The following is a 4832-nucleotide window of genomic DNA, read 5'->3' as shown; positions in this document are numbered from 1 at the left end:
TCGCCGATGCTCCGCATGGACTCCCTCCTCCGCCTTGCGATGCACGCACCCAGACACCGCACGGCCCGCCCTCCGGGCGGACGACGGGGGTTCGAAGACCAGCCCTGCCCCACCGTCCCGTCTACTCGTTGAGGATCCATGACCACCGCTCCGCACGTCCCCCGCTTCGGCGTCAACTACACCCCCACCCCAGGCTGGTTCCACCACTGGCTCGACTTCGACCTCGACGCCGTCCGCGCCGACCTCGACTCGGTCGCCGCGCTCGGCCTCGACCACGTCCGGGTGTTCCCGCTCTGGCCGCTCTTCCAGCCCAACCGCACGCTGATCCGCCCGCGCGCCGTCGAGCAGCTCGCCGCGCTCGTGGACGCCGCCGGGGAGCGCGGGCTCGACGTCGCCGTGGACGGCCTCCAGGGCCACCTCTCCAGCTTCGACTTCCTGCCGTCCTGGACCCGGACCTGGCACCGGCGGAACGTCTTCACCGACCCCGACGTCCTCGACGGCCAGGCCGCCTACCTGCGCACCCTCGCCGAGGCACTGCGCGAGAAGTCCAACTTCCTCGGCCTGACGCTCGGCAACGAGATCAACCAGTTCGCCGGCGACCCGCACCCCGACCCCGACCGGATCACCCCCGGGCAGGCCGACGCGTGGCTGCGCCGCATGCTCGCCGCGTGCGAGGAGGGCGCGCCCGGCCGGCTCCACCTGCACGCCTCCTACGACGCCGCCTACTACCTCGACGGGCATCCGTTCACGCCGTGGCACTCGGCGCGGATCGGCGCGGCGACGGCCGTGCACTCGTGGGTGTTCAACGGCACCGCCCAACGCTACGGCGCCGCGTCCGCCGCGACCGCGCAGCACGCCGCCTACCTGGTCGAGCTCGCCAAGGCGTGGGCGGACGACCCGGCGCGCCCGGTCTGGCTCCAGGAGGTCGGCGCCCCGGCCCCGCACATCGCCCCGGAGGACGCCGCGCGCTTCACCGGCGCGACCGTCGAGGCCGTCCTGGACTGCCCGGACCTGTGGGGCGTCACCTGGTGGTGCTCGCACGACGTCGACCGCTCGCTCGCCGACTTCCCCGAACTCGAGTACGGCCTCGGCCTGTTGACCACCGACCGGAAGGTCAAGCCGGCCGGCGCCCGGCTCGCCGAGGCCGCCGCCGAGGCTCGCCGCGCGTGGCAGCCGCCCAAGCCGCGGACGACGGCGGTGGTGATCGCCGCCGGCGACGAGGTCACGGCGCCGAAGCGCTCGGTCTGCGGGCCCGGCGGCGCGGTCTTCGAGGCGTTCATGCGCCTCACCGAGGCGGGCGCCCGTCCGACCACCGTCCTCGCCGAGCACGCCGAGGACCGTGCGCACCTGGCCGCACGCGGAATCACCGAGGTGGTCCACCCCGACGACGTACGTTCTCTCTGAGCCGTTCCCCCAGCCAAGCAACGGAGCCGCCGACATGCACGATGACCGCACCCTGGTCGAGTCCCGCCTCAAGCGCGTCCTCGACGAGCGCATCCGCCCCGCCGTGTACCCCGAGTCCGTCCCGCTGACCGTCGGCATCTGGACGGCGCCCGGCGAGCCCGTCCCGGTCGCCGAGGGCCTGGCGGCGCCGCGCTCCCCGATCGCGGTCGGCGACGCCTGGGGCGCGCCGTGGGGCACCAGCTGGCTCACCGTGACCGGCATCGTGCCGCAGGAGTGGGCCGGGCGGACGGTCGAGGCGCTGATCGACCTCGGCTTCGACGCCAACATGCCCGGGTTCCAGTGCGAGGGCCTCGTCTACCGCCCGGACGGTACGCCGGTGAAGGGCCTCAACCCGCAGAACCAGTGGGTGCGCGTGGCCTCCCCGGCAGTCGGCGGCGAACCGGTCCTCCTGCACGTGGAAGCGGCGTCCAACCCGGTCATCCTCGACTACCACCCGTTCCTGCCGACCGAGTTGGGCGACAAGGAGACAGCAGGCGCCGAACCCCAGTACAAGCTCACCCGGATGGACCTCGCCGTCTTCGACGAGACGGTGTGGCAGCTGGTGATCGACCTGGAGGTCCTCGGCGAACTGATGGCCGAACTGCCGGTCGAGAGCGCCCGCCGCTGGGAGATCCTGCGCGCCGTGGAACGAGCACTGGACGCGATCGACCTGCAGAACGTCAACAAAACCGCCCCACAAGCCCGTTCGGCGCTGAACGCCGTACTCTCCACCCCCGCGGCCCCATCCGCCCACCGGATCAGCGCGATCGGCCACGCCCACATCGACTCGGCCTGGCTCTGGCCGCTGCGGGAGACGGTCCGGAAGGTGGCCCGCACCACCGCCAACATGACGGCGCTGCTGGAGGACGAGCCCGACTTCCTCTACACCATGTCCCAGGCGCAGCAGTTCGCGTGGATCAAGGAGCACCGCCCCGAGGTGTACGCACGCGTGCGCAAGGCCGTGGCCGACGGGCGGTTCGTACCGGCCGGCGGCATGTGGGTGGAGTCGGACACCAACATGCCGAGCTCGGAGGCGATGGCCCGTCAGTTCGTCCACGGGAAACGCTTCTTCCTGGACGAGTTCGGGGTGGAGAACCACGAGGCCTGGCTGCCCGACACGTTCGGCTTCACCGGCGGCCTGCCGCAGATCATCCGCAACGCGGGCTCCAAGTGGCTGCTGACGCAGAAGATCTCGTGGAGCCAGGTCAACACGTTCCCGCACCACACGTTCCTGTGGGAGGGGATCGACGGGACGAGGATCTTCACCCACTTCCCACCCGTGGACACCTACAACTGCTCGATGAAGGGCAGCGAAATCGCCCACGCCGCCCGCAACTTCAAGGACAAGGGGGTGGCCAGGCACTCGCTCGCGCCGACCGGCTGGGGCGACGGCGGTGGCGGCACGACGCGCGAGATGGTCGCCAAGGCCGCGCGGCTGAAGGACCTGGAGGGCTCGGCGACGGTCCGCTGGGAGCGGCCGGCCGAGTTCTTCGCGAAGGCCGAGGCCGAGTACCCGAACCCGCCGGTGTGGGTCGGCGAGCTCTACCTGGAGCTGCACCGGGCCACGCTCACCAGCCAGGCGAAGACCAAGCAGGGCAACCGGCGCAGCGAGAACCTCCTGCGCGAAGCCGAACTCTGGTGCACCACCGCGACGTTGCGGACCGGAGCCGCCTACCCTTACGAGGAGCTGGACCGGATCTGGAAGACGGTGCTGCTGCAGCAGTTCCACGACATCCTGCCCGGCTCGTCGATCGCCTGGGTGCACCGCGAGGCCGAGGCGACGTACGCGGCGCTGGCCACCGAACTGGAAGCACTCATCGGCCGCGCCCAGCAGGCCCTCGCCGGTGACGCCGGCGGCGCACACGACCTCGTCTTCAACGCGGCACCGCACGAACGCTCCTCGGTGCCCGCAGGCGGAGCGGCAGCAACACCGACCACGCCCGGCAACTGCACCGCAACCGAGCGCCCCGAAGGCGGATTCACCCTCCACAACGGCCTGCTGGACGTCGTCGTCGACACCGAAGGCCTGATCACCTCCGTCACCGAGGTGGCGAGCGGCCGCGAGACCGTCGCCCCCGGCACGAGGGCCAACCTGCTCCAACTGCACCCCGACTTCCCCAACATGTGGGACGCGTGGGACGTCGACCAGTTCTACCGCAACACCGGAACGGACCTCACCGACGTCGACGCCATCACCGCCACCACCTACCCGGACCGGGCGAGCGTCCGGATCGAGCGCTCCTTCGGCTCGTCCCGCGTCGTCCAGACGCTCACGCTGCGGGCGGGCGAGCAGCGCCTCGACATCGACACCGAGGTCGACTGGCACGAGACCGAGAAGTTCCTCAAGGCCGCCTTCCCGCTCGACCTCCACACCGAGCGCTACGCGGCGGAGACCCAGTTCGGCCACCTCTACCGCCCGACCCACACCAACACCAGCTGGGAGGCCGCGAAGTTCGAGGCCTGCAACCACCGCTTCGTCCACCTCGACGAACCCGGGTGGGGCGTCGCCCTCGTCACCGCGTCGACCTACGGCCACGACGTCACCCGGACCGTGCGCGACACCGACGGCGGGACGACCACCACCGTCCGCTTCTCGCTGCTGCGCGCCCCGCGCTTCCCCGACCCCAAGACCGACCAGGGCCTGCACCGCTTCCACCACGCCCTCGTCCCCGGCGCCACGATCGCCGACGCCGTCCGCGAGGGCTACCGCATCGGCCTCCCCGAACGACGGGTCACCGGCAGCGAGGAGACGGTGGCCCCCCTGCTGACGGTCGACAACGACGCCATCGTCGTGAGCGCCGTCAAACTGGCCGACGACCGCAGCGGCGACCTGATCGTCCGCGTCTACGAGGCAAACGGAGGCCGAGCGAGGGGCCGTCTGACCACGTCCTTCCCCCTGGCCGAAGCCCAGCCGTGCGACCTGCTGGAACGCCCGTGGGAGGGCACCCGGGGAGACGTGACACTGACCGAGGGCACAGTAGACCTGGCCCTCCGCCCATTCGAACTGGTCACCCTGCGCCTGAGCACACAAGGCTGACAGACCGCACCCCCACCCCCACCAATGCACCCCCTCAACCCCACCCCCACCCCCTCACCCCCCACCCCATACCGACCCACCCCCCTCAACCACCCCCTCCCCCAAACCCACCCAAGGCGAGAGGGTGCGCTGCGGGAGGGGGTGGCGGAGGGGGTGGCCGCGGAGAGGGGCGTGACGGGTGATTTTCAGACTGCCAACGGTGAGAACACCCCACCCACAGAGTCGGCAGTCGGAAAATCATCCAGCCCCCGGAGCGGCCCCCCCCCCCCCCCCCCCCCCCCCCCCCCCCCCCCCCCCCCCCCCCCCCCCCCCCCCCCCCCCCCCCCCCCCCCCCCCCCCCCCCCCCCCCCCC

2 protein-coding genes are annotated in these 4832 nt (G+C 71.9%); both read left to right on the top strand.

From position 1 onward, the window contains the following. The first annotated feature begins 138 nt into the window (after nucleotides 1–138). The gene (locus ACFV4F_RS42310) at nucleotides 139–1404 is read left to right on the top strand and encodes a glycosyl hydrolase (protein ID WP_380511153.1); all 1266 of its coding nucleotides are present in this window, start codon (nucleotides 139–141) and stop codon (nucleotides 1402–1404) included. Nucleotides 1405–1438: 34 nt separating this feature from the next. Continuing rightward, the gene (locus ACFV4F_RS42305) at nucleotides 1439–4480 is read left to right on the top strand and encodes an alpha-mannosidase (protein ID WP_380511150.1); all 3042 of its coding nucleotides are present in this window, start codon (nucleotides 1439–1441) and stop codon (nucleotides 4478–4480) included. Nucleotides 4481–4832 lie beyond the last annotated feature (352 nt).

The sequence above is a fragment of the Kitasatospora sp. NPDC059722 genome (genome assembly GCF_042733235.1).
Lineage (GTDB): Bacteria > Actinomycetota > Actinomycetes > Streptomycetales > Streptomycetaceae > Kitasatospora.
Note: the sequence above shows the minus strand (reverse complement) of the source record. Positions and strands in the feature narration are given on the sequence as shown.